We start from the raw sequence: 21,095 nt of genomic DNA, 5'->3' as shown, positions 1-21,095 counted from the left end.
GTTATTAAAAATACCCCAAGAACTGGCAAACACTTACTAAAATAGCTTAAAAAGAGGCGTATTTTATCTGACCTATAGTCACTAGCCAAGTATAGATTTCATCTTTCAAAATGGGGATCAAGGAGGGTTGTAATTATTCGGCTACAATCATGCAAAGAGATCTTTTTTTCACGAATTAAGATACAATGTAATTACACCAGCTAATTTAGGCAAATTTATGAAAAATAACGTGTTGATCGTCGGTGGCGGCATGGTTGGCGCAGCGGCTGCGGTGGAGCTTGCTCGTCAAGGATGTCAGGTCACTGTGATAGAAAATAATCCCATAGATCCGAAAGCCATACTTGAAGGCGAGCAGGTTGACATTCGAGTCTCTGCCATCAACCGTTTTTCAGAAGCGTTATTAGATAAACTAGGTGCAATGCCACTGATAAGGGCGAGCCGCAATGCGCCTTACCACCAGTTAGAGGCGTATGAACGATGCAGCGAGCATTTAGTGTTTGATAGAGCCGATGTATCCACTTCTCATCTAGGCCACTTAGTAGAGAATAGTATTATTCAAGCGTCGCTTTGGTCACAGTTTGAAGACAATGATATTCAGGTGGAAACTGTCACTGAGGCCCCCATCGCGATTGAGCAGCACTTAAGCAGTATAGATCTGGTTTACCCTCAGCAGCGTTTTAGCGCGGACCTCGTTATTGCAGCCGACGGTGGTCGCTCTGCGCTTCGCAGTCTTGCAGGCATTGGCGTAACAGGGTGGCAATACCAGCAGCACTGTATGGGCATTCTGATCAAGCTTGATGGACCGCAACAGGTGAAAACGTGGCAAGAGTTTAAACCCACCGGCCCAATCGCCTTTTTACCCATGCAAGCACCTTATGCCAACTTAATTTGGTATCACCATGGAGCTGAGCTCAAACGCTTAAAAGGGTTATCTAATGAGGCGTTAAAACAAGAAATATTAGCGCACTTTTTTGACTTACCGGGAGATTTTACCGTTGAGCAAAGCGCTGTATTTCCACTTGCGCGTCAACATGCCAATCAATATAGCAAAGGACGTTTGGTGTTAGTGGGTGACGCAGCCCATACGATTAATCCACTTGCGGGGCAGGGCGTTAATCTTGGTTTTAAAGATGTGGCCGCACTTGGCGGGTGCTTGCAAGGCTTTGATGATGTTGGTGAGCTTGCTCGTCTTCATCAATATGAAAAAATGCGTCGCAAAGATAATTTGTTAATGATGAGCATGATGGACGCTTGCTATTTTGGCTTTTCAAATGAGATTAAGCCGCTCAAATCACTGCGAAGTCTTGCGTTAAAAGTGGCAAATAAAGCGGGCCCCATTAAACGCGAAGTGCTTAAGCATGCGATGGGTGGTAGTTTTTAATTAAATTATTAGGAGAAGAAATTTGATAAGCTATCCAAGGTTGTTTCACTCTTCTCCTACTTTCCTACGTTATAAACTGCCAATTAATCGAGTTCTATCTATCACCTGGATTAGTGCTTGTTTATCAAACTGACCGTCAACTTGAAGCAGCCAATCACTATTTTCAGATAACAAGAAAGCAGTGTTTTGACCGGATGAACTCAGGGCTGAAAATATATAACTCTCTTTTCGTTTTTGAACATATAGTTCGGACCCATCAACTTGACCAAAAATAGCGCTGATCTCCTGACCACGTTTATTCTGTTGTTGAACAGTGCCATCAAATAATTGCTCTAGAAAGGCGCGTGGGGTTAAGCCATATTTTTTTGGCAAACCAGCAAGTGCAATAGAAGCTGGCAACCAATTAAAAAATAGCTCTGAGCGTTTATCATTTATTATGAGAGAATAAGTAGCGTCGCTAAAAGTATGAAATGAGAGTTTACTAGTTTGCTCTGGGGAAGCACAGTACGTGAAGTGCTTTAGTGAGACTTCAATATTTGGAGATGCACAGTAGTTTATTGTGACTGTTTTAGCACTGACTAATACAGGTAATAATGTCAAAATGAGCAAGGCGAATGTTTTCACTGTTATATTCCTAAAGCAGCGACTTGTAAGTGTCTACGGTAGCCCCAGATCACCGATTTCGCACAAGAAAGGGATTGCTTTTGCTCTAATTGTGCTAATACGCTTTGTGTAAAGTTTTTCGCTATCCATGAAATAGAAGCTTTTCCACCTGTTGGTTCTGGTACCCAATTGAGAGCTTCTGTGCACTCTTTTGTTTTTTGTACCATTTCACCGAAGATCTCTGCTACTTTTGGATTTGCTTCGCCTTTAAAGGTTAAATTTAATCCTGCGCCTTTGTAAAATGAGTTAATTGCTGCTTTGACTTTATCTTGTTCGGTCATGAAAATAATCCTTTATTCTCAACTAAGAATGAAAGAACATAACATGTCTATTTTTGGTTATAAATTGAGATTTAATAAAGATGTGATATCTAGATGAGTTAAACATGGTGCGGAAGGAGAGACTTGAACTCTCACATCCGAAGATACTGGAACCTAAATCCAGCGCGTCTACCAATTCCGCCACTTCCGCAATGTTTAATAATTATCTTTGAAGATAATTGGCTGGAGTACCAGGATTTGAACCTGGGAATGGCGGGATCAAAACCCGCTGCCTTACCGCTTGGCGATACTCCAACTGGGGTAGTCGATTATTTCAGTTCTTATCGAGAACATGGTGCGGAAGGAGAGACTTGAACTCTCACATCCGAAGATACTGGAACCTAAATCCAGCGCGTCTACCAATTCCGCCACTTCCGCATAGTGTTATCTCATAAAGAGATGGCTGGAGTACCAGGATTTGAACCTGGGAATGGCGGGATCAAAACCCGCTGCCTTACCGCTTGGCGATACTCCAACTGAGGTAGTCGATTATTTTAGTTCTTATCGAGAACATGGTGCGGAAGGAGAGACTTGAACTCTCACATCCGAAGATACTGGAACCTAAATCCAGCGCGTCTACCAATTCCGCCACTTCCGCATAGTGTTATCTCATAAAGAGATGGCTGGAGTACCAGGATTTGAACCTGGGAATGGCGGGATCAAAACCCGCTGCCTTACCGCTTGGCGATACTCCAACAAAGGTAGTCAAAGTTGTTTTAGTTCAAACTTTAAGAACATGGTGCGGAAAGAGAGACTTGAACTCTCACATCCGAAGATACTGGAACCTAAATCCAGCGCGTCTACCAATTCCGCCACTTCCGCATGTATTTTCTTATAAAGAAAATGGTGGCTATGCCCTGATTTGAACAGGGGACCCCATCATTATGAGTGATGTGCTCTAACCAGCTGAGCTACATAGCCATTGGCTGGAGTACCAGGATTTGAACCTGGGAATGGCGGGATCAAAACCCGCTGCCTTACCGCTTGGCGATACTCCAACGAAACTTCAAACCTAATTTGTTGGTCCCAGGATTTGAATCTGGGGGTGAATGAGTGAGGGATCAAAACCTCTCTCTTCTGTCCTTACCGCTTGGCGATACTCCAACGAACGATTATTTTAGTTCTTATCGAGAACTTGGTGCGGAAAGAGAGACTTGAACTCTCACATCCGAAGATACTGGAACCTAAATCCAGCGCGTCTACCAATTCCGCCACTTCCGCACATTAGGGTAGTTAGTTTTAAAGTTGCTAATCAACTTGAAAAATCATGGTGGCTATGCCCTGATTTGAACAGGGGACCCCATCATTATGAGTGATGTGCTCTAACCAGCTGAGCTACATAGCCATCTCTTTTTCGATTATCACCATCGCTGGTGCGGGGCGTATTATGCGTATATGCCCCCATGCCGTCAACACCTTTTTTCGAAAAAATTTCGTATCACAGATTGTTTGCAGATAAATTAAGCGAAACGGCTTGTTTTTATACCAAAACAAACAGGAAAGTACAATTATCGACAACAACCAAGGTTAAAAAAATATAGGCATGCTTTGTACCTTTTAAGGTAAAAAGTGCAATAGGGGCGTTTTTGAATAGATAAAAGCGTCGAGCGGACACAAAAAAAGCCCTGAATGAGGGCTTTTTTAGTCATTGTATAAGAGAGGTCATTAAACGTTGAACAAGAAGTTCATTACGTCGCCATCTTTTACGATGTAATCCTTACCTTCTTGACGCATTTTACCTGCATCTTTTGCACCGCTTTCACCTTGGTATTCAATGTAGTCATCAAAACCAATTGTCTGTGCACGAATAAAACCACGCTCAAAGTCAGTGTGAATTTTACCAGCAGCTTGTGGTGCCGTTGCGCCAACAGGAATGGTCCAAGCGCGCACTTCTTTTACACCCGCAGTAAAGTAGGTTTGTAATTTAAGAAGTTCGTAACCGCCGCGGATCACTAAGTTAAGACCTGGCTCTTCAAGACCAAGATCAGCCATGAACTCAAGCTTGTCTTCTTCTTCAAGTTCAGACAGCTCTGATTCAATCGCAGCACATACTGGGATCACAACCGCGTCTTCAGCAGCTGCAATTTCACGCACTTTGTCTAAGAATGGGTTGTTTTCGAAACCATCTTCTGTGACGTTGGCGATATACATTGTCGGTTTGATCGTTAAGAAGTTAAGCGGCTTGATAGCAGCAAGTTCTTCTTTAGTTAGCTCTAAAGAACGCAGTGTTAGGCCTTCATCAAGGTGTGCTTTAACTTTTTCTAATACGTCGTTTTGGAATTTCGCTTCTTTATCGCCGCCTTTTGCTTTTTTAGCATTACGTTGTGCTGCGCGATCTGCTGCTTCCATATCTGATAAAACAAGCTCAGTATTGATAACGTCAATATCATCAGCAGGGTTAACTTGACCCGAAACGTGTACGATATTTTCATCTTCAAAACAGCGAACAACATGGCCAATGGCATCTGTTTCGCGAATGTTTGCTAAGAACTGGTTACCTAGACCTTCACCTTTTGAAGCGCCTTTTACCAGACCGGCAATATCAACAAATTCCATCGTTGTTGCGATGGTCTTTTGTGGATTAACAATCGCAGCCAGTTGGTCTAGACGAGGATCCGGAACGGCAACAACGCCTGTGTTTGGTTCGATTGTACAAAACGGAAAGTTTGCGGCTTCGATCCCCGCTTTAGTTAATGCATTAAATAGGGTTGATTTACCAACGTTTGGTAAACCCACAATGCCACATTTAAAACCCATAATTTTGAACCTTCAGTTAATCAAATTGTTGCCGTATAAAAATACTTTACGGCTTAAATGAATGTAGTCTGTTTTGTGCTTTTAACACACCGTCTTTCGCTAAAATTTCCATGCAACGAACCGCTTCATCAACGACCGCATCAATTTTTTCTTGGTCAGCTTTTGGTGCTTTACCCAATACCCAGCCCGTGACTTTGTCTCGGTGGCCTGGGTGACCAATGCCTATTCGCAAGCGCATAAATTCTTTGTTATTGCCAAGCTTAGAAATAATGTCTTTCAAGCCATTATGTCCACCATGACCACCGCCTTTTTTAATTTTGGCTATACCTGGGTCCATATCCATTTCGTCATGTGCAACGAGAATGTTTTCAGCTGGAATTTTAAAAAAGTTTGCAAGGCTTGAGACCGCTTTGCCACTTAAATTCATATAAGTGGTGGGAATAAGCAATTTGAATTCTTGATTATTGATAAGTACTTTGCCCGTAAGGCCATGATACTTAGAGTCGGGTTTGAGAATGCAATTGTAGCGTTTTGCCAGTTCTTCTATGAACCACGCACCGGCATTGTGACGAGTGTTTGCATATTCGGGGCCTGGATTAGCCAGGCCCACAAGCATTTGAATATTATTCAAGGTGTTAACACCTTAAAAATTACTCAGCAGCTTCTTCAGCTTCTTCTTCAGAAGCAGCGCCTTTAGGAGCGTTTAAAGTAACAACAGCTTGGTCGTGGTCCGCACCTTTAGCTAGTTCTACTGAAACAACACCTGCAGGAAGTACAACGTCAGAAAGGTGTACAGTTGCACCTACTTCTAGCGCAGCAACATCAACTTCTACGAACTCAGGAAGCTGAGCTGGTAGACATGTGATTTCGATTTCTGTTACGTGGTGAGCAACAGTGTTACCGCCTTTAGTAGCAGCTTCTTCGTTGATGAAGTGTACTGGTACTTTAGTGTGGATCTTCTGAGAAGCATCAACACGTTGGAAGTCTAAGTGAGTGATCTTAGGCTTATATGGGTGACGCTGGATGTCTTTAACGATAGCTTCAACAGACTCACCGCCAATGTTTAGCGTAAGGATGTGAGTGTAGAAACCTTCGTCTTCTTGCATGTGGATCACTTTGTTGTGATCTAGAGTAAGAGAAACAACTTCTTTACCTAAACCATAAAGGATTGCAGGAACTTTCTCAGCGCGACGTAGGCGGCGGCTCGCACCAGTACCTAATTCTACGCGTACTTCAGCGTCTAAAACGTATTGTGACATAACTGTCTCCAAAATATTTAAAGTTAATAATGTCAGAAAACTCGCGACCAAATTTTCTGGCGTATACCTATCAAGCTGACAAGTTTGTCTGCCCAGTAGGTAAAAAAGGCGCGCTAATATAGCACTATCATGGCTAGATTAAAACCATTAGAGCAATAAAAAAGCACCCAACGGTGCTTTTTTATTTAATCTTGCAATGAATTAGTGTTCAAACATTGCCGAGATTGATTCTTCGTTGCTGATACGGCGAATAGTTTCTGCCATCATGTCAGCTAAGGTTAACACTTTAACCTTATCAATTGCGCGAAGCTCGTCAGACAATGGAATAGAGTCTGTTACGATCACTTCGTCGATCACTGAGTTACGTAAATTCTCAGCAGCATTACCAGATAAAACTGGGTGCGTTGCATAAGCGAATACACGCTTAGCACCATGCTCTTTCAGTGCAGCAGCAGCTTTACATAACGTGCCACCTGTATCAATCATATCGTCAACGATAATACAGTCACGGCCTTCTACGTCACCGATAATGTGCATTACTTGTGATACGTTCGCTTGAGGACGACGCTTGTCGATAATCGCAAGGTCTTTGTCGTCTAGTAGTTTTGCAATAGCACGCGCACGTACTACGCCACCAATGTCTGGTGATACGACAACGACATCATCGAAATCACGCTCTTTCATGTCTTCGATAAGTACTGGGCTACCAAATACGTTATCTACTGGGACATCGAAGAAGCCTTGGATTTGTTCTGCATGTAGATCCACAGTTAAAACGCGGTCAACACCTACACTTGATAGGAAGTCTGCTACCACTTTAGCGGTGATAGGCACACGTGCTGAACGAACGCGGCGGTCTTGACGTGCATAACCAAAATATGGGATCACTGCGGTAATACGGCCCGCAGAGGCACGACGAAGTGCATCAACCATTACGATAAGTTCCATTAGGTTATCGTTTGTTGGCGCACAAGTTGATTGAATAATAAAGACGTCTGAACCACGTACATTTTCATTGATTTGAACGCTGATCTCACCGTCACTAAAACGGCCTACAACGGCATCACCTAACTCAATAAATAAACGTTTTGCAACTTTTTGAGCTAGCTCGGGTGTTGCGTTACCAGCGAAGAGCTTCATGTCGGGCACGGTAGGGTTCCTCAGGCACTGAATTTTTGGACTAACATGCAAAGACTAAAATAGCACAGTCAATACAGGCTAACTTAAACTAATTTACTTCTCTTTGTTTAGCCACGTAGCTAATTGCTTGTGAGTAATTGACTCACTTGCACTTTTGGCTACAAAGCCTTGCCAAGATGACGGCATTTTCTGGAGTACACGCAGTGCTGTTTGCTCGTCGTCAAAAACTGCAAAACAGCAACTTCCAGTTCCAGTCATTCTTGACGGCGCATATTTTAGCAACCACGTCAGGGTCTTTTCAACCTCAGGGTAAAGCTTTTTAACTAACTCTTCGCAGTCATTGTGTGTATCGGCCATTTGCCATGGCGTTTTTAGTTTCGCTGTACTGCGTGGTAAGTCCGGATCTGTGAACACTTTTACGGTACTAACATGGACGCCTGGTGCGACGACTAAATACCACTTTTCAGGGTAATCAAAAGGGGTTAAAACTTCCCCAACACCTTGGGCTAGCGCGGTTTTACCGTGAACAAAGACAGGGACATCTGCACCGAGTTGTAATCCTATTTTTGCCAGCGCTTGCAGTGTCAGATTACATTCCCAAAGCGTGTTTAGGGCAAGTAGGGTAGTCGCCGCATCAGATGAACCACCGCCCACTCCTCCGCCCATAGGCAAGTGTTTCGTTAAATGTACGTTTATCCCTTTTTTCACCGCTCGATAGGGTAAAAGCGCTTTGGCTGCTTTGTAAATAAGGTTATCTTTATGATTGATCCCCGCCACATCACCTTCAATTTGGATGTCATCGTCTTCAATTAGCTCAAAACTAAGTTCATCGCCAAAGTCGAGCATCGTGAACAGGCTTTCCAATTCATGATAGCCATCCGCTCTACGGTTATTGATATGCAAAAAAAGATTGAGTTTCGCGGGCGCTGTTAAAGTGAGTTTGGTCATTGTGAGTCGAACTGCCATGCATTAATTTGAACTTTGATTGTAATATCTTGATGCGTGAGTGTCAGCCTTGCTGGCAGCGTTAGGCCATTGAAATTACGATAGCGTTGATAATTGATGGTCCAAATCTGTCCTTGCTCATCCTGCCAGCTGGCTTGTTGGATATTGCCCGCTTTATTGAGCTTATAGGCATCCTCAAAGCGAGTTGCAGTGAACCAGTTTGGTGCTTGCATTATTGGCAATTGCCAACCACTTACACGCCGAATAAGTGATGCGCTTTCGGGTCCTGTATAAGACTTGCCATCTACGACCAGTTCACTATATTGATCTAGTTCTACAAGTTTTAAAACTTGGGTACCGATGAAGCTGGTAAGGGTGAGAGTTTGTTTATTATTGATGTATTGCCAATTGAAGTTGACTGACTGTCTATCGTCGGGGGCAATAAAGGCGATTTTGCCCCGCGCTTGCCATTTACTAAACTCGGCAAGGGTATTTAACGTCGCTTGTCCCTGAACCGGGTGCTGTGGAGACTGCGCACATCCGCCTAGAAACAAAAAAAACATGAGCAAAATCAAATGAAATTGTTTCAAATGAGGTTCCTTACTTTCCATATTCGATTGATTTTTGGTAAAATTGGCCGCTTTAAAGCAGGGCTTGGGCAACACTGGCATTTATGACCATCATCGCACTTGGTATTAATCACAAAACCGCTTCCGTCGAATTACGAGAAAAAGTTGCTTTTTCACCAGAGCAATTGTCTCGTGCTTTGGAGCAGCTCAATCAGTTACCAGAATTTCATGAATCTGTGATTGTGTCTACCTGCAACCGTACCGAAATCTATTGTAGCCTCGACAACACTAATTCCCAAGCGGTTCTCGATTGGCTTGCGAATTTTCACGCAATCTCGCAGCAAGAGTTAGCGGATAATGTATATATTCATCAAAATCAAGATGCCGTAAACCATTTGATGCGAGTAGCTTGTGGTTTGGATTCGTTGGTATTGGGCGAACCACAAATTCTTGGCCAGATAAAGCAGGCTTATAACAGCTCGAAACACCATCATGTTATCCAGCCTATGTTTGAGCGCTTATTTCAAAAAACTTTCTCTGTGGCAAAGCAAGTACGGACTGAAACAGAAATTGGCGCCAGTGCTGTTTCTGTCGCTTATGCTGCGGTGAACCTTGCAAAGCATATCTATGGTAAACTCGATAAGACGAAAGTATTGCTGATCGGTGCAGGTGAAACCATAGAGTTAGTTGCTAAACACCTCTCTCAACATCACCCGCAGCACATTACTGTTGCAAACCGAACGATTGAGCGGGCTAAAAATCTCGCTGAGGAAATTGGTGGAGATGTGATCTCTCTTGCTCAGCTGCCAGATGAATTACAGCATGCCGATATCGTGATAAGCTCGACAGCGAGTACTTTACCTATAATTGGTAAAGGGGTGGTAGAACAAGCATTAAAGCAAAGAAAGTATCGTCCTATGTTGTTTGTTGATATCGCAGTGCCAAGGGACATTGAGAGCCAAGTTAATGAATTGGATGCTGCTTATTTATACACGGTTGATGACTTACAAGCCATTGTTAATGAAAACATCGCCAGTCGCGAACAGGCGGCAACACAAGCACAGGCGATCATTGATGATAAAACCAGAGAGTTTGCAGATTGGCAGCGCTCTTTAAAATCGGTTGATGTGATCCGCCAGTACAGAACATCAGCACAAGAAATAAAATTAGAGCTCGTGGAAAAGGCTGTAAATCAGCTACAATCGGGTAAAGATTCAGAAAAAGTCATGCTTGAACTAGCAAATAAGCTAACCAATCGACTCACTCATGCTCCAACACACGCGATTCAAAAGGCCGCGAAAGAAGGGGATATGGAGCGATTGATGGTACTTAAGCAGGCATTAGGTATTGAACAGGAATAAAATTTAGATGAAAGAGTCTGTCTATCGTAAGTTAGAAACCCTAGTAGAGCGTCATGAAGAAGTAGAAGCGATGCTAGGCGATCCTGAAGTGATTGGCGATCAGAACCGCTTTCGCGCACTTTCTAAAGAGTACTCAGAGCTTGAAGATGTCGTAAAAACATTTACTTCCTACCAGCAAGCACAAGAAGATGTTGCTACAGCAGAAGAGATGTTGAAGGATTCGGATCCAGATATGCGCGAAATGGCGCAAGAAGAATATAAAGAAGCGAAAGCCGCGATTGTTGAGCTAGAAGATCAACTACAAGTGTTGATGCTACCTAAAGATCCGAAAGATGATAACAACGTTTATTTAGAAGTACGTGCGGGAACCGGTGGTGACGAGGCTGCTATTTTCGCCGGTGACTTATTCCGTATGTACAGCCGCTATGCTGAAACGCAGAAGTGGCAAGTAGAGGTCGTGAGTGCCAATGAAGGTGAGCATGGCGGTTATAAAGAAGTAATTGCTAACATCAAAGGTGATGGTGTGTATGGCAAGCTGAAGTTTGAGTCGGGCGCACACCGTGTTCAACGTGTCCCTGAGACCGAATCACAAGGCCGTGTTCATACTTCTGCGTGTACTGTGGCGGTAATGGCTGAAATCCCAGAGGCAGAAGCCATTCAGATTAACCCTGCTGATCTAAAAGTAGATACGTTTAGAGCATCAGGTGCCGGTGGTCAGCACGTTAACAAAACAGACTCTGCAATTCGAATCACCCACATTCCAACTGGTGTCGTGGTAGAGTGTCAGGATGAGCGTTCTCAGCATAAAAACCGTGCTAAAGCCTTGTCTGTACTTGGTGCTCGACTACAGCAGGCTGAAGATGAAAAGCGTCAAGCCGCAGAGGCCAGTGAACGTCGTAACCTAGTGGGTAGTGGTGACCGCTCTGAGCGCATCCGTACATATAACTATCCTCAAGGTCGTATAACGGATCACCGTATCAACTTAACTTTATATCGTTTAAATGAAGTGGTTGGTGGTGAATTGGGCGCCATTATTGATCCACTCCTTCTTGAGCACCAAGCAGACTTACTTGCTGCGATGGGTGATGATTAAGGTGAGTTCCATCTCCAATGCCCAAGCAATTGCTTGGGCAACGCAGCAACTAATTGATCACTCTGACTCCCCTAAACTTGACGCAGAAGTCCTGTTACTTCACATTCTTGATAAACCTCGCAGCTACTTGTTTACTTGGCCTGAAGCCGAGTTATCTGATAAACATCATCAATTGTTTGAAGAACACATTGCAAGGCGGATGAATGGCGAACCAGTTGCGCATATAACCGGAGAGCGCGAGTTTTGGAGTCTCCCATTCTACGTCAACAACAGCACTTTAATCCCAAGACCTGATACCGAAACGTTAGTAGAGTACGCCCTTGGCTTAGCACTGCCTCGGACTGCAAAAGTTCTTGATCTAGGTACCGGTACGGGGGCGATAGCCTTGTCATTGGCCAGCGAGATGCCAACTTGGCAGGTATGGGCTGTTGATTACTCAGAGGATGCAGTTGCGTTGGCACAACGCAACTGCCAGAGACATACACTAAACAATGTGACTATTGCACAAAGTGATTGGTTTTCAAATGTACCAGATCTGCAATTTGATTTGATTGTCAGCAATCCTCCATACATTGAAAATGATGACATACATCTATCGCAAGGGGATGTGCGCTTTGAACCGCTTTCAGCTTTAGTTGCCGAAGAAAGTGGCTATGCGGATATACGTCATATTGCATCGCAAGCCAGAGAATACCTGAGCTCAGGTGGTTTTATACTGGTAGAACATGGATTTGAGCAAGGCAGTGGTGTGAGAGAGATTTTTGCACAAATGAACTATCGCAATATACTTACAATAAAAGATATGGCAGGCTGTGATAGAGTAACTGTGGCACAGATGCCATAGTGATGCGTTGAATGCATTAAATATTTTTGAATTATAGCCCGCGTCAAATAAGCGTTAAGGACTCTCTATGGATGATTTTTTGTTTTCAGATGAGCCGACTGATATCACAGAAACGGAGCAGAGTGGCACTTGGAAAGTCATTATTGTTGATGATGAACCAGAAGTACATGCGGTCACCAAACTGGCGTTAAGTGATTTTGAGTTTCAAAAGAAGAAACTTGAGTTTCTCAGTGCATACTCAGGGGAGGAAGCAAAACAAGTAGTGACAGATCACCCTGATGCAGCGATTGTACTGCTCGATGTGGTGATGGAAACCGATGATGCGGGTTTAAAAGTAGCGCAGTTCATTCGCGAAACGGCCAAGAATAATAACATTCGTATTATTCTCAGAACCGGACAACCAGGCCAAGCTCCTGAGCGACAGGTTATTGTTAATTACGACATCAATGATTACAAATCCAAGACTGAACTGACCGCACAAAAGTTATTTACCGTGGTGATGTCTAGCTTGCGCTCTTACCGTGATATTTTATCCATCGACCAATCTCGTCAAGGTCTTGAAAAAATTATCACCGCTTCTCGTGATATTTTTGCGACGCACTCGATTGAACAGTTTATTGAAGGCGTAATGCAACAGCTTACCTCGCTATTAGGGACTGTAGATGAAGCCATGTATGCAACGTCTTTGGTTGCCAGCAATGAACCTGATACCTGTAGTGAAGACCTTGTGGTATTTACGGGTCGTGGAGAGTTTGCTAAGAGTGAAGGTAAACCTATCCAAGACGTGTTAAATGAAGAGCAAATTCAAGCGTGTAAACAGGCGCTGAATGAAAAAAGCATTGTATACAAAGACAATTATTTATTCTCGTACTGCTCAAGTGAATATAATCACGCCTCTATGCTATTTGTTTCTGGGATCCCAGAGTTTTTAACCGATACGCAAAAACATTTAATCGAAATTTTTTCTCAAAACGTACAACTTGCATACGAAAATGTGCAGTTACAGGCGGAAATTGAAGATACGCAACAAGAGCTGGTTTACCGCCTAAGTGAAGCTTTGGAAATGCGCTCGACAGAATCAGGCAATCACGTAAAACGTGTTGCGCACATTTGTCATGCACTTGCCGTTGGGTATGGACTTGGAAATCGAGAAGCTGATTTAGTTCGTATTGCCTCACCGCTTCATGATGTAGGCAAAGTCGGTATTCCGGACGCGATATTGAATAAGCCTGCAAAATTGGATGACCAAGAATGGACGGTCATGCAAAGCCATGCTAAAAAGGGCTATCAGTTATTGCGCGATTCAAAGCGCGAAATTGTCAATGCTGGAGCGTTAATCGCCAGAGATCATCATGAGAAGTGGGACGGCACTGGGTATCCTAAAGGAACAAAAGGTGAAGATATACACGTGTTCGGCCGTATTGTAGCAATGGCTGATGTATATGATGCGCTGCGTCATCGCCGTTGTTACAAAGAAGCATGGGATTTACCTGAAGTTGTGAAAGAAATAAATAATCAAAGCGGAAAACACTTTGACCCTAAACTAGTCACCGTGTTTAACGATATTATTGATGATCTAGAAGCAATTCTTGCCCGTTATCCAGATAAACAATGAGGTTAATGTGGACTACCTTGTACTCAAACATACGCATATGGTGTTTGCGATACTTAGTATTGTATTGTTTTATACCCGCTCAGTATCACGCTTAACTACGGGTAAGCTTGCAAAGAATAAGTTGGTTTTTATTTCCAGTCATGGCGTGGATACGCTGTTGCTTGTGTCTGCGGTATATTTAGCCGTAACACTTGGGATGAAGCCATCTTCTCAGCCATGGTTGATGGAAAAGATCATATTAGTTGTTGGCTATATCGGGCTTGGGTTTGTCATTGCAAAGTCAAAACATAAATCAAAACAAATCCCTGCGCTTGTAGGAGCTACATTAGCTTTGCTTGCCATTGGCTACCTTGCCAGCACAAAGAGTGCGTTTATTCTTTAAAGTTCTTCAATAATACTTACCTCATGTGACTGAGCTATCCGGTAAGTTGCATGAGTGTGAGTAAAATTTCCCCTTGGGAATGGACTAAAAAGTGTTACACTAGCGGCTTATTATTTTCACATGGGTTAGCAGTACAGTCTATGACGGATACTTGGTTTGATGAACAACAAGAATTAGGTATGGATTATTCCGTTCCTGCATTAATTCGTAGCATTTATGCTGAACAGCGATGGGATGCGCAAGCCGACACCGAACAAACGCTGTGCCAATTGGCTGAGCTAGAGCTGGCAGTTGATGAAATGCGTGTGAAGGAAAAAGACCCTCATAAACGTGTCGACTTAATACTGGATACGTTTTATACCAAATGGCTATTTAGTGGTACAGGTCAAAAGGTACCAGAATATCTACTTAATAATATTAGTTATGTGATTAAAATGCGCAGTGGTACCAGCACTGCTTTAGCGATTTTACTTTCGCATTTACTAGAACGTGCAGACTTTAATGCCACGGTTGCACTGCTGCAAAGTGAAGTGATGGTACATGTTGCACTAAGCAGTGAAGAAGGCTATATCATAGACCCAAGCTCTGGTCAGCAATCATGGTATGTCACGCCTGAAAATGATACTGAGCAAGACCAAGAGCCAATGGAATTGGTAATTGGCGATGAGATATTTAAGCTTTATCTTGCGCAGCAAAAGTGGTCTTTTATAGCCGCGGAAAAATTTAGTCATGCATTAAGTTGTGTTGAGTTACTGATGGAGTTGTTGGGGGATGACCCGTATGAACGGCGCGATCGGGGCTATCTGCTCAATCAACTAAACTGTCCAAAAATGGCCAAAGATGATCTACAGTATTTTGTAGATGAGTGCCCAGATGACCCTACCATTGAGCTGATACAAAGCCAAATAGAAGAACTCGCTGACCATAATAATATACTGCACTAGTCAGTTATTTATCATTTTAGCCTCAAGTGTTTCAATACACTTGGGGTTTATATTACTGAAAGTAAAATTCTCACGTTCGACTATGCGCGAGTAGTCAAACTACACATAAGGCTATATGCTCAAAACACTTTATTACAGCTAGCGACTGAACTAAGTCTCCAAAGTGACGTACAAATCGATACTTGCGACAAGGTGCAGTTATGTCTTAAACGATTTATAGCGTGTTAATTAATTAGGGACTATGCTTGGATTGTCACTCGTGCATCCCTCTTCTAAGAGAATAAAAAATACAGTGTGCTTGGTAATCGAGTTGAACATCTGCTTGATACCAGTCTAAATTGGATTGAAATATGAATACACAGATTATAAAAGTTGGAAACATTGAAGTTGCAAACGACAAACCGTTTGTCCTATTTGGTGGAATGAATGTACTTGAGTCGCGAGACTTGGCGATGCAAATTGCAGAGCATTATGTAGAAGTCACCTCGAAGTTAAATATTCCTTATGTTTTCAAAGCGTCGTTCGACAAGGCTAATCGCTCTTCGATCAATTCATACCGTGGTCCAGGTATGGAAGAGGGGCTGAAAATTTTTGAAGAAATAAAGAAGACCTTCAATGTTCCTGTGATCACCGACGTACATGAACCATTTCAGGCAGCGCCAGTTGCTGAAGTGGCAGATGTGATCCAGCTACCGGCATTTTTAGCGCGTCAAACAGATTTAGTTGTCGCCATGGCAAAAACAGGCGCGGTGATTAATGTGAAAAAACCCCAGTTTTTAGCGCCGCATGAAATGCGTCATATCATTAAAAAGTTGAATGAAGCGGGCAATGACCAAGTCATTTTATGTGAACGTGGTAGTAGCTTTGGTTACAACAATTTAGTGGTTGATATGTTGGGTATGGATGACATGAAACATATGGCGCCAGTGATTTTTGATGCAACGCATGCATTGCAGCGCCCTGGTGGTCGAGCTGATTCTGCTGATGGCCGCAGAGCACAAGCCGCAGAACTTGCACGCAGCGGAATGGCATTAGGCTTAGCTGGATTATTCATTGAAGCACACCCGGATCCAAATATCGCTAAATGTGATGGCCCATGTGCGCTGCCTTTGGATAAATTGGAAGGTTACTTAAAGCAAATGAAAGCGGTCGATGAATTAATCAAAAGCTTTGATGCGCTAGATACAAGCGCAAGCGTTTAACTCGGCTAATGAGTTAGGCCGGGCAGTGACCATAGGATGGTGGTTGCCCACTGATACAACAACATAAAATATAACAACATGTAAAGGCGTCCTGCTATGGCAAGAAGGTTACCACCACTGAATGCTTTGAAAGCGTTTGAAGCAGCAGCCAGGCACTTAAGTTTTACCAAAGCCGCTGAAGAACTCTTCGTGACACAAGCGGCTATCAGCCACCAAATAAAAACGCTTGAAGAACACTTGGGGTTAAAGCTGTTCCTCAGAAAAAATCGCTCTTTGTTACTGACTGAAGAGGGGCAAGGCTACTTTTTAGATATAAAAGACATCTTTTCTCAGCTCATTGATGCAACTGAAAAGCTACTTGCTCGAGGTGCGAAGGGGTCACTCACTGTGAGCTTAACACCAAGTTTTGCAATTCAATGGTTAGTGCCAAGGCTGAGTAAATTCAACGAATTGTTTCCTGATATTGATGTGCGTATTAAAGCCCAAGATCAGGACGAAAATTCGCTGACTGATGATGTCGATGTGGCAATTTATTATGGTCGTGGCAATTGGAGTGGTGTGCAAACCCACAAATTACACACAGAGTATTTAGTACCCTTGTGTAGCCCTTTATTACTTAATGGTCCAAAGCCGCTAGATCAACCCAGCGATTTAGCAAACCATAATTTATTGCACGACACTTCTCGTCGCTCTTGGAAGTCGTGGCTCAAAACGGCTGGGGTGCGAAATGTGCCTGCCAATACGGGGCCTATTTTTAGCCACTCTTCGATGGTGCTACAAGCCGCTGTGCATGGTCAAGGTATTGCATTGGGCAATAGTGTACTGGCGAAACCGGATCTGGATGCAGGTCGCTTGGTTATCCCGTTTAGTCACAGCTTGGAAAGTAAAAATGCGTATTATCTTGTTTGCCGAGAATCTCAGGCAGAACTGGGTAAAATCGTGTCGTTTAAAGATTGGATGCTCAGCATGGTTGAGCAAGAACAAATATAACAAGGTACTTTAACTATGAGTGATAAGGTCGTCATTGAATGGCACAAAGCCCAGAGTCCTGTGGCACAGTTTGTCTTTGCCCATGGAGCAGGTGCAGGGTGTGATTCAGACTTTATGCAAGATATGGCGACTAAGCTCGCTGAGCAAGGCATTAACGTTGCGCTGTTTGACTTTGAATACATGGCGACGGCTAAAGCACTAAATAAAAAGCGTCCGCCGGACAGAGCGCCTAAATTATTAGCGTGTTACGAACAGGTCTTGTCACAGCTTGATGATGCGTTACCGATATTTATCGGTGGTAAGTCAATGGGTGGGCGTATGGCGTCCATGCTGGCATGTGAGACAGCAGTTAAGGTTAAAGGCGTGATAGCGTTTGGCTATCCGTTTCACCCTCCGGGCAAGCCTGAAAAGTTAAGAGTTGAGCATTTTAGTGATATTCCATGCCCGTTTTTAGTGTTGCAGGGTGAGCGAGATACATTTGGTAATAAAACCGAAGTCAGTGCGTTACAATTGGATGCTACGCCAGAATATTATTGGTTGCCAGATGGCGATCATTCATTGAAGCCACGTAAAGCGAGTGGCTTAACTGAAGCGCAAAACCGTGACGCCGCGGTACAAAAAACCGTGCAATTTATTCGAGATATTTGCCATGGCTAACCTATTTTTATTAGCTGGCAGTGTCTTTTGCATGTTGTCAGTAGCATTAGGGGCGTTTGCTGCCCATGGTTTGAAGCACCATGTGAGTGATTATGCAGTGGGGATCTTTAAAACTGCGGCACAATATCAAATGACACATGGCTTAGCCCTTATTGCTGTGGCGCTCTTGATTAAGTGGGGCATGCAGCTTAAATGGGCTGGCTTTGCATTTATAGTGGGTATTTTGCTATTTAGTGGCAGTTTATATTTATTGGCCCTGACTGGTGCAAAGTGGCTAGGGCCTATCACTCCTATCGGTGGAGTGTGTTTTATTATTGGTTGGCTAATACTGATTGTTAAAGCCGCTAAGCAACCTCTTTAATTTGGAAATATTGAAACAATGTCGAGTGTAGTTATTTACTGTCGTAGCGGTTTTGAAAGTGATGCGGCTGCTGAAATTAATCACCATGCAATGCAACAAGGCGTTGCTGGGTATGTCAAAGCCAAGCCAAATACTGGGTTTGTGACCTTTGAGTGCTATGCCAAAGACGAAGCAGAGCGGCTGGTTAAGCAAATCGATTTTAAAAGCTTGGTATTTGCAAGACAGTGGTTTGCAGGTACTTTGCTGACAAACATGCCATTGGAAGATCGTGTCGGTGAGATTAAGCAATGTGTCGCGGATTTCCCGTTGTGTGGAGATTTACGTGTAGAAACACCTGATACAAACGAAGGCAAAGAGCTGTCGAAGTTTTGTAAGAAGATTTCGACGCCATTGGCCAAATCGCTTGAGAAGCAAAATAAGCTAACGCGTAACGTCAAGCCACAAAAGCCTGTACTACATATTCTGTTTTTAGCAAACGATACTGCTTATGTGGGCTACTCATTTAGTGATAATAACTCACCATTTTTTATGGGGATCCCTCGGCTTAAAATGCCCTCAGACGGTCCAAGCCGCTCGACGTTAAAGCTAGATGAAGCGTTTAATGTCTTTTTAACCAAAGAGCAAGCAGAAGATCGTGTTCGTCCGGGTATGCGGGGTGTTGATTTGGGCGCTTGCCCAGGAGGCTGGACCTATCAACTAGTTAGACGTGGTATGTTTGTCGCCGCCATTGACAATGGCCCGATGAATGACAAGCTGATGGAAAGTGGTCAAGTGAAGCACTTTAGAGAAGATGGCTTTAAATACCGCCCAGAAAAACGCAATATTGATTGGCTGGTGTGTGACATGGTTGAAAAACCAAGTAAAGTAACTCAGCTGATGATTGACTGGATAGTCAATGGTTTTGCCAAGGAACTCATCTTCAACCTTAAGTTGCCAATGAAAAAACGTTTTGATAGTGTGTATGAGTGTTTGCAGCTGATTGATGATGAGCTGGCTCATTATAATGTCGGTTATAAGCTACAAGCCAAGCACTTATATCATGACCGCGAAGAAGTCACCGTGCATATTCAGGTCTTAAAAGTCCCGCAAAATTTGTATAGCTAGTTGTCAAATACGATACTTTGACGAGCTGGATGTGATAGCGCCACTGTGGTTGGCGCTATCTATTTGATTGAGAGTTGTAATTAGTCTTGAAATGACTCTACATAAATTGGTAGCAAAGATAGGCCTCTTTTTTCAAGGTCAACAAATAACACGCTGACACGAATACTACGTGTATCAATCGCTTGCTCAAAACGCGTGAGCGTTGCTTCATCAAGGCCCTTTGATTGACGCATAGCGAGTACAATCATTTTTAGCCATTCGACACTGCCTTGCATAAACGGCCCCATGGCGTGTGGGTCAAGCTGAATACCTTCGCCTTCTGGCTGGATCTTGGTGCCAAAAAAGAGCAAGAATTCGCCATTCTCTTCACCAATCGCAACGTGGTCATTATTATACTCACCGCCATAGCGTCCAGGTAAAAGTGTCAGATTCTGATTTTTTACAAAGTTATAAAAAAACTCACTGCGGTTTTTGGCATCTTTTGAAAACTCATTTAATTGTAATGGTGTGTTTTGTTCTTCTGACATCGGTTGCCTCTATTTTACTTAAAAAGGGCAAGCTAATCGCTTGCCCCATTTAGTTGGTTAAGGTCGCTTTTCGTTCGGTTTAGATTGAACGGTTATATCGATATTATACTGTCCTGGCGGTTTTGGAGTAAATCTTTCTATATCAGCAAAGCTATCACTCTTAAACTCAGTATATATGTCTAGCGATTTAATGTAGTCAAACTGGTCGTCATATTCGCTTAATGGCGCTATTTTTACCAGCTCGTTAGGGTACATTTCATCTTCAATATCAAGCTCATAGCCAGATAAGTTGGCGATTTTACCAAGCATCAATGAGGTTGGAGACATAAAGTGCTGAGATGGGCAGTTTGAGTCAGAAAAGTTACGCTTTCTCACCCCAGCTTTGCTGCATAAAAAGCGAATGGCTTCTGCCATTTTTTCCATATCCCCAGTAGCCAAACCCAGGTAAAACTCATGGTCAACTTGATACTTGAGGTTTGCTTTACCAGGTGGGTTTGCCAAAATATACTCAGCGCGCTCCCCCAATAAATCAAACTTTCCTTGCAGCGCCAAATGGCGCTGTAAGTAAAGGTAATCAAGTGACCCCACTTTGTTGCGATGCAGCACCCGATTGTGGTCACTATAAATATATGTGACATACTGACTATACCAATGGAGTAACTCAGCATTGTCACTGATGAGCACGATATTGAGCATATCCACTGTGTCTAGGGAGCTCAGAGGTTTCTCTTGCAATTGGATGATTTTTGCTTTTGCAGACAAATAGGCATATTGCTTAGCTTTCAGTAAATCAGACTCTGCAAAATAGGCATGCTGAGCGATTTCTGCCATATCACCACTAAAAGTTAAGCCACAGCCTGAACGACTACCTTCACCTCGGTTCAACAGCTCAAGTGCTTGTGGGTAATGTTCAATCCCACTGTTTTTATGCACCTCTAGGCACCGTAAACCCTCTATTTTATCAACTTTCATTTTTGCTTC

Annotated in this window: 22 protein-coding genes and 11 tRNA genes; 12 read left to right on the top strand and 21 right to left on the bottom strand. The window is 43.2% G+C overall.

From position 1 onward, the window contains the following. The first annotated feature begins 217 nt into the window (after window positions 1-217). Window positions 218-1,381 (top strand): FAD-dependent oxidoreductase, encoded by a 1,164-nt coding sequence (locus tag S4054249_RS17805; RefSeq protein WP_046356160.1) that lies wholly within the window; start codon window positions 218-220, stop codon window positions 1,379-1,381. 69 nt (window positions 1,382-1,450) lie between these two features. Here the strand turns inward: S4054249_RS17805 and S4054249_RS17800 are convergent, their stop codons facing one another. The 19 genes from S4054249_RS17800 to lolB form a co-directional block, all read right to left on the bottom strand. Then, window positions 1,451-2,005 (bottom strand): hypothetical protein, encoded by a 555-nt coding sequence (locus tag S4054249_RS17800; protein WP_052960962.1) that lies wholly within the window; start codon window positions 2,003-2,005, stop codon window positions 1,451-1,453. Window positions 2,006-2,007: 2 nt separating this feature from the next. Continuing rightward, complete coding sequence (locus S4054249_RS17795) at window positions 2,008-2,325, bottom strand: hypothetical protein (RefSeq protein ID WP_046356162.1); 318 nt, start codon at window positions 2,323-2,325, stop codon at window positions 2,008-2,010. A 105-nt stretch (window positions 2,326-2,430) separates the two neighbouring features. Continuing rightward, window positions 2,431-2,515 (bottom strand) — tRNA-Leu (locus S4054249_RS17790). Window positions 2,516-2,544: 29 nt separating this feature from the next. Beyond that, a tRNA-Gln gene (locus S4054249_RS17785) sits at window positions 2,545-2,619 on the bottom strand. 38 nt (window positions 2,620-2,657) lie between these two features. Further along, window positions 2,658-2,742, bottom strand: a tRNA-Leu gene (locus S4054249_RS17780). Between the two features lie 22 nt (window positions 2,743-2,764). After that, a tRNA-Gln gene (locus S4054249_RS17775) sits at window positions 2,765-2,839 on the bottom strand. A 38-nt stretch (window positions 2,840-2,877) separates the two neighbouring features. Next, window positions 2,878-2,962, bottom strand: a tRNA-Leu gene (locus S4054249_RS17770). 22 nt (window positions 2,963-2,984) lie between these two features. Continuing rightward, a tRNA-Gln gene (locus S4054249_RS17765) sits at window positions 2,985-3,059 on the bottom strand. A gap of 42 nt (window positions 3,060-3,101) precedes the next feature. Then, a tRNA-Leu gene (locus tag S4054249_RS17760) sits at window positions 3,102-3,186 on the bottom strand. 22 nt (window positions 3,187-3,208) lie between these two features. After that, window positions 3,209-3,285: transfer RNA gene (locus S4054249_RS17755), tRNA-Met, on the bottom strand. A 2-nt stretch (window positions 3,286-3,287) separates the two neighbouring features. Next, window positions 3,288-3,362 (bottom strand) — tRNA-Gln (locus S4054249_RS17750). 138 nt (window positions 3,363-3,500) lie between these two features. After that, window positions 3,501-3,585 (bottom strand) — tRNA-Leu (locus S4054249_RS17745). Window positions 3,586-3,632: 47 nt separating this feature from the next. Continuing rightward, window positions 3,633-3,709: transfer RNA gene (locus S4054249_RS17740), tRNA-Met, on the bottom strand. A 320-nt stretch (window positions 3,710-4,029) separates the two neighbouring features. Next, window positions 4,030-5,121 (bottom strand): redox-regulated ATPase YchF, encoded by a 1,092-nt coding sequence (ychF, locus tag S4054249_RS17735; protein WP_039608386.1) that lies wholly within the window; start codon window positions 5,119-5,121, stop codon window positions 4,030-4,032. A 46-nt stretch (window positions 5,122-5,167) separates the two neighbouring features. Beyond that, window positions 5,168-5,752 (bottom strand): aminoacyl-tRNA hydrolase, encoded by a 585-nt coding sequence (pth, locus tag S4054249_RS17730; protein ID WP_039608387.1) that lies wholly within the window; start codon window positions 5,750-5,752, stop codon window positions 5,168-5,170. Between the two features lie 19 nt (window positions 5,753-5,771). After that, window positions 5,772-6,380 carry a 50S ribosomal protein L25/general stress protein Ctc gene (locus tag S4054249_RS17725; protein ID WP_046356450.1) on the bottom strand — a complete coding sequence of 203 codons (609 nt, stop codon included), beginning with the start codon at window positions 6,378-6,380 and terminating at the stop codon, window positions 5,772-5,774. A 201-nt stretch (window positions 6,381-6,581) separates the two neighbouring features. Continuing rightward, on the bottom strand, window positions 6,582-7,529 hold the full coding sequence (locus S4054249_RS17720) for a ribose-phosphate pyrophosphokinase (RefSeq protein WP_023397324.1): 948 nt from the start codon (window positions 7,527-7,529) through the stop codon (window positions 6,582-6,584). An 84-nt stretch (window positions 7,530-7,613) separates the two neighbouring features. After that, window positions 7,614-8,468, bottom strand: coding sequence for a 4-(cytidine 5'-diphospho)-2-C-methyl-D-erythritol kinase (gene ispE, locus S4054249_RS17715; RefSeq protein WP_046356451.1), 855 nt, complete (start codon window positions 8,466-8,468; stop codon window positions 7,614-7,616). After that, on the bottom strand, window positions 8,465-9,055 hold the full coding sequence (lolB, locus tag S4054249_RS17710; RefSeq protein WP_080928365.1) for a lipoprotein insertase outer membrane protein LolB: 591 nt from the start codon (window positions 9,053-9,055) through the stop codon (window positions 8,465-8,467). The genes ispE and lolB overlap by 4 nt, the downstream gene beginning before the upstream one ends. An 83-nt stretch (window positions 9,056-9,138) precedes the next feature. On the opposite strand from lolB, the gene hemA reads away from it, so the two are divergent. The 11 genes from hemA to rlmM all read left to right on the top strand — a co-directional run bounded on the left by hemA (window position 9,139) and on the right by rlmM (window position 19,587). Further along, a complete protein-coding gene (gene hemA / locus S4054249_RS17705) occupies window positions 9,139-10,395 on the top strand; it encodes a glutamyl-tRNA reductase (protein ID WP_046356453.1) in 1,257 nt (418 codons plus the stop codon). A 7-nt stretch (window positions 10,396-10,402) separates the two neighbouring features. Next, a complete protein-coding gene (prfA, locus tag S4054249_RS17700) occupies window positions 10,403-11,488 on the top strand; it encodes a peptide chain release factor 1 (protein WP_046356454.1) in 1,086 nt (361 codons plus the stop codon). After that, on the top strand, window positions 11,481-12,332 hold the full coding sequence (prmC, locus tag S4054249_RS17695; protein ID WP_187301392.1) for a peptide chain release factor N(5)-glutamine methyltransferase: 852 nt from the start codon (window positions 11,481-11,483) through the stop codon (window positions 12,330-12,332). The genes prfA and prmC overlap by 8 nt, the downstream gene beginning before the upstream one ends. Before the next feature lie 67 nt (window positions 12,333-12,399). Beyond that, entirely contained in the window at window positions 12,400-13,947 is a 1,548-nt protein-coding gene (locus S4054249_RS17690) for a DUF3369 domain-containing protein (RefSeq protein ID WP_046356455.1), read from the top strand. Between the two features lie 7 nt (window positions 13,948-13,954). Continuing rightward, on the top strand, window positions 13,955-14,329 hold the full coding sequence (locus S4054249_RS17685; protein ID WP_046356456.1) for a SirB2 family protein: 375 nt from the start codon (window positions 13,955-13,957) through the stop codon (window positions 14,327-14,329). Window positions 14,330-14,469: 140 nt separating this feature from the next. Further along, window positions 14,470-15,273, top strand: a complete 804-nt coding sequence (locus S4054249_RS17680) for a tetratricopeptide repeat protein (protein WP_046356484.1) — start codon at window positions 14,470-14,472, stop codon at window positions 15,271-15,273. 350 nt (window positions 15,274-15,623) lie between these two features. Continuing rightward, window positions 15,624-16,475 carry a 3-deoxy-8-phosphooctulonate synthase gene (gene kdsA, locus S4054249_RS17675; RefSeq protein ID WP_046356457.1) on the top strand — a complete coding sequence of 284 codons (852 nt, stop codon included), beginning with the start codon at window positions 15,624-15,626 and terminating at the stop codon, window positions 16,473-16,475. 96 nt (window positions 16,476-16,571) lie between these two features. Further along, window positions 16,572-17,465, top strand: coding sequence for a transcriptional regulator GcvA (locus S4054249_RS17670; protein ID WP_063360586.1), 894 nt, complete (start codon window positions 16,572-16,574; stop codon window positions 17,463-17,465). Window positions 17,466-17,480: 15 nt separating this feature from the next. Continuing rightward, window positions 17,481-18,122, top strand: coding sequence for an alpha/beta family hydrolase (locus tag S4054249_RS17665; protein WP_046356459.1), 642 nt, complete (start codon window positions 17,481-17,483; stop codon window positions 18,120-18,122). Then, window positions 18,115-18,483: a DUF423 domain-containing protein gene (locus S4054249_RS17660; RefSeq protein ID WP_046356460.1), complete on the top strand. Its 369-nt coding sequence runs from the start codon at window positions 18,115-18,117 to the stop codon at window positions 18,481-18,483. The genes S4054249_RS17665 and S4054249_RS17660 overlap by 8 nt, the downstream gene beginning before the upstream one ends. Before the next feature lie 18 nt (window positions 18,484-18,501). Then, complete coding sequence (gene rlmM / locus S4054249_RS17655; RefSeq protein ID WP_046356461.1) at window positions 18,502-19,587, top strand: 23S rRNA (cytidine(2498)-2'-O)-methyltransferase RlmM; 1,086 nt, start codon at window positions 18,502-18,504, stop codon at window positions 19,585-19,587. 80 nt (window positions 19,588-19,667) lie between these two features. Here the strand turns inward: rlmM and S4054249_RS17650 are convergent, their stop codons facing one another. Further along, on the bottom strand, window positions 19,668-20,114 hold the full coding sequence (locus tag S4054249_RS17650; protein ID WP_046356462.1) for a hypothetical protein: 447 nt from the start codon (window positions 20,112-20,114) through the stop codon (window positions 19,668-19,670). A 57-nt stretch (window positions 20,115-20,171) separates the two neighbouring features. Continuing rightward, window positions 20,172-21,086, bottom strand: coding sequence for a hypothetical protein (locus S4054249_RS17645; protein WP_046356463.1), 915 nt, complete (start codon window positions 21,084-21,086; stop codon window positions 20,172-20,174). Window positions 21,087-21,095: the final 9 nt, after the last annotated feature.

The organism is Pseudoalteromonas luteoviolacea, assembly GCF_001750165.1.
Lineage (GTDB): Bacteria > Pseudomonadota > Gammaproteobacteria > Enterobacterales > Alteromonadaceae > Pseudoalteromonas > Pseudoalteromonas luteoviolacea_G.
The sequence above is the reverse complement of the archived record's forward strand: the minus strand, read 5'-3'. Positions and strand labels throughout refer to the sequence as shown.